This is a genomic window from Rhizobium sp. 21-4511-3d, assembly GCF_053522545.1.
This window is the reverse complement of sequence record NZ_JBNWCF010000032.1, coordinates 1-4106: the sequence shown is the minus strand read 5'-3', so window position 1 is coordinate 4106 and position 4106 is coordinate 1. Positions and strand designations below refer to the sequence as shown.

General features: G+C 53.5%; 2 tRNA genes and 2 rRNA genes. All 4 read left to right on the top strand.

Features of this window, described 5'->3' with window-relative positions:
• The first annotated feature begins 16 nt into the window (after positions 1–16).
• The 4 genes from ACQZ5H_RS32550 to ACQZ5H_RS32535 all read left to right on the top strand — a co-directional run bounded on the left by ACQZ5H_RS32550 (position 17) and on the right by ACQZ5H_RS32535 (position 4097).
• A tRNA-Ala gene (locus ACQZ5H_RS32550) sits at positions 17–92 on the top strand.
• 589 nt (positions 93–681) lie between these two features.
• Positions 682–3481 (top strand): 23S ribosomal RNA (locus ACQZ5H_RS32545).
• Positions 3482–3663: 182 nt separating this feature from the next.
• Positions 3664–3778: ribosomal RNA gene (rrf, locus tag ACQZ5H_RS32540) — 5S ribosomal RNA — on the top strand.
• A gap of 242 nt (positions 3779–4020) precedes the next feature.
• A tRNA-Met gene (locus tag ACQZ5H_RS32535) sits at positions 4021–4097 on the top strand.
• Positions 4098–4106: the final 9 nt, after the last annotated feature.

Sequence of the window (4106 nt, the reverse complement as noted above, 5' to 3'; positions counted from 1 at the left end):
GGGCGATCGAGCTGATGGGGCTGTAGCTCAGCTGGGAGAGCACCTGCTTTGCAAGCAGGGGGTCAGCGGTTCGATCCCGCTCAGCTCCACCAAATCGATCGTTCTCGAATGATCCGATTGGTGTTGAGACTGAATGGTTTTGATCGGCGATTGTCTTTTGAAGAAATACAAGTTTGCATCGGCTTTTAGCCTGATGCCTGTTCTGCATAAATCGTGAAGAGAAGATTGATCTGGAGGCTTCCAGGTGTTGGGTTCTGCCCAATGTCCGAGCCCAGTTCCTGAGAAACCATGGATGGCCTAGCCGGCTGGATATGGTGGAGGGATTGGAGGTAGGAAGGAAGCTTGTCGCTCTTGATCGTCTGTTGTTCGGCACTTTCGGGTGTCGTCTGATGGATGATCGGATGACCGTTGCCTGACCGCGCGGTCCCGGATTTAATCTCGAGAAGCTGGTCTTAAGACCGGATGCAAGCGAGCTGCTCGGCGTAGCTCCAATAAAGCAATCCGGTCGAACACGTCGATGGCATCTGAATGGTCTGGTTGTAAAAGGTAACCAGATTGTTGGAGCTGAGCGTGCGGCAATCGCAAGATTGTCCGTATGGTCAGATTTGGAACCCCTTCGAGCGCAAGCGAGAAGGATAGGAATTCCAAATCCAACTAAGGATGAGCATTGGCAATGAGAACGATTAAGTGTCGTAAGGGCATTTGGTGGATGCCTTGGCATGCACAGGCGATGAAGGACGTGATACGCTGCGAAAAGCCGTGGGGAGCTGCGAATAAGCTTTGATCCATGGATCTCCGAATGGGGCAACCCACCTTAAATGCTTGGAAAATCCAAACTGAGTTTAGGCTCGGCTTGGGTTTCCAAGCATTGTGATAAGGTATCTACACCTGAATACATAGGGTGTAAGAAGCGAACGCAGGGAACTGAAACATCTAAGTACCTGCAGGAAAGGACATCAACCGAGACTCCGCAAGTAGTGGCGAGCGAACGCGGACCAGGCCAGTGGCAATTGTGGTTAAAGTGGAACAAGCTGGAAAGCTTGGCCGTAGTGGGTGACAGCCCCGTACGCGTAGATACCATGATTGTCCTAGAGTAGGGCGGGGCACGTGAAACCCTGTCTGAACATGGGGAGACCACTCTCCAAGCCTAAGTACTCGTGCATGACCGATAGCGAACAAGTACCGTGAGGGAAAGGTGAAAAGCACCCCGACAAGGGGAGTGAAATAGAACCTGAAACCGGATGCCTACAAACAGTCGGAGCCCGCAAGGGTGACGGCGTACCTTTTGTATAATGGGTCAACGACTTAGTGTAACAAGCAAGCTTAAGCCGGTAGGTGTAGGCGAAGCGAAAGCGAGTCTGAATAGGGCGATTTAGTTTGTTGCATTAGACCCGAAACCGAGTGATCTAGCCATGAGCAGGTTGAAGGTTGGGTAACACCAACTGGAGGACCGAACCCGCATCTGTTGCAATAGATTGGGATGACTTGTGGCTAGGGGTGAAAGGCCAATCAAACTCGGAAATAGCTGGTTCTCCGCGAAATCTATTTAGGTAGAGCGTCGAGCGAATACCCCGGGGGGTAGAGCACTGGATGGGCTATGGGGACTCACCGTCTTACTGATCCTAACCAAACTCCGAATACCCGGGAGTACTACTCGGCAGACACACGGCGGGTGCTAACGTCCGTCGTGAAAAGGGCAACAACCCTAACCTCCAGCTAAGGTCCCCAAGTCATGGCTAAGTGGGAAAGGATGTGAGGATCCCAAAACAACCAGGATGTTGGCTTAGAAGCAGCCATCATTTAAAGAAAGCGTAACAGCTCACTGGTCTAAATAAGGGTCTTTGCGCCGAAAATGTAACGGGGCTGAAGCCATGCACCGAAGCTGAGGATTTGCAGCAATGCAAGTGGTAGCGGAGCGTTCCGTAAGCCTGTGAAGGGACAGTCGTGAGACATCCTGGAGGTATCGGAAGTGCGAATGTTGACATGAGTAACGATAAAGAGGGTGAGAGACCCTCTCGCCGAAAGACCAAGGGTTCCTGCTTAAAGTTAATCTGAGCAGGGTTAGCCGGCCCCTAAGACGAGGCGGACACGCGTAGTCGATGGGAACCACGTTAATATTCGTGGGCCTGGTGGTAGTGACGGATTGCGTAACTTGTTCATTCTTATTGGATTGAGTGGGCAGGGAAGCGGTTCCAGGAAATAGCTCCACCGTATAGACCGTACCCGAAACCGACACAGGTGGTCAGGTAGAGTATACCAAGGCGCTTGAGAGAACTATGTTGAAGGAACTCGGCAAATTGCACGCGTAACTTCGGAAGAAGCGTGACCCCATTTTACGCAAGTGAGATGGGGTGGCACAGACCAGGGGGTAGCGACTGTTTATCAAAAACACAGGGCTCTGCGAAGTCGCAAGACGACGTATAGGGTCTGACGCCTGCCCGGTGCTGGAAGGTTAAGAGGAGAGGTGCAAGCTTTGAATCGAAGCCCCAGTAAACGGCGGCCGTAACTATAACGGTCCTAAGGTAGCGAAATTCCTTGTCGGGTAAGTTCCGACCTGCACGAATGGCGTAACGACTTCCCCGCTGTCTCCAACATAGACTCAGTGAAATTGAATTCCCCGTGAAGATGCGGGGTTCCTGCGGTCAGACGGAAAGACCCCGTGCACCTTTACTATAGCTTTACACTGGCATTCGTGTCGGCATGTGTAGGATAGGTGGTAGGCTTTGAAGCGGGGACGCCAGTTTCCGTGGAGCCATCCTTGAAATACCACCCTTATCGTCATGGATGTCTAACCGCGGTCCGTTATCCGGATCCGGGACAGTGTATGGTGGGTAGTTTGACTGGGGCGGTCGCCTCCGAAAGAGTAACGGAGGCGCGCGATGGTGGGCTCAGACCGGTCGGAAATCGGTCGTCGAGTGCAATGGCATAAGCCCGCCTGACTGCGAGACTGACAAGTCGAGCAGAGACGAAAGTCGGTCATAGTGATCCGGTGGTCCCGCGTGGAAGGGCCATCGCTCAACGGATAAAAGGTACGCCGGGGATAACAGGCTGATGACCCCCAAGAGTCCATATCGACGGGGTTGTTTGGCACCTCGATGTCGGCTCATCGCATCCTGGGGCTGGAGCAGGTCCCAAGGGTTTGGCTGTTCGCCAATTAAAGCGGTACGTGAGCTGGGTTCAGAACGTCGTGAGACAGTTCGGTCCCTATCTGCCGTGGGTGTAGGAATATTGACAGGATCTGTCCCTAGTACGAGAGGACCGGGATGGACATATCTCTGGTGGACCTGTTGTCCTGCCAAGGGCATAGCAGGGTAGCTATATATGGACGGGATAACCGCTGAAGGCATCTAAGCGGGAAACCCACCTGAAAACGAGTGTTCCCTATCAGAGCCGTGGAAGACGACCACGTTGATAGGCCGGGTGTGGAAGTGCGGCAACGCATGAAGCTTACCGGTACTAATAGCTCGATTGGCTTGATCGTTCTCATTGCTTGTGCTCATCTCAGGGCAACCGCAAAGCGGTTGTCCCGACAGAGCGAAGGCGAAAGCCTTTGCGACGGGCCCGGCGAACATGCAGTGTTCGTCCGGTTTGTTGCACCGAAGACGTGTTCAAAAAATGCAGCCTAGCGGCTGCGCCAGCTTCTCAATTGTTGCGCTTCGCTGACCTGGTGGTCATGGCGGGGTGGCTGCACCCGTTCCCATTCCGAACACGGCCGTGAAACGCCCCAGCGCCTATGGTACTTCGTCTTAAGACGCGGGAGAGTCGGTCGCTGCCAGGTCTGCTAAACGCAACATAAATCTTCTCATCACATTCTACGGCCCCTGGCCGATCAAAGGGCCGCTCGCAAAGCGGCCTTTTTGCTTTCGAGCCCTATATGTAGACTGAAATAGCGATGCACCGGATCTATAATGGTGCGTCCCTTACAGGAGACAACTCCTTTGGAGTTGCTCCGGCAGTAAGCGTAAAACGCCTTCGGCGATTTACGCTATCGCGACAAAACCCAAAGGGTTTTGCGCTGGACGCGGGGTGGAGCAGCCCGGTAGCTCGTCAGGCTCATAACCTGAAGGCCGCAGGTTCAAATCCTGCCCCCGCAACCAAATCTCCCC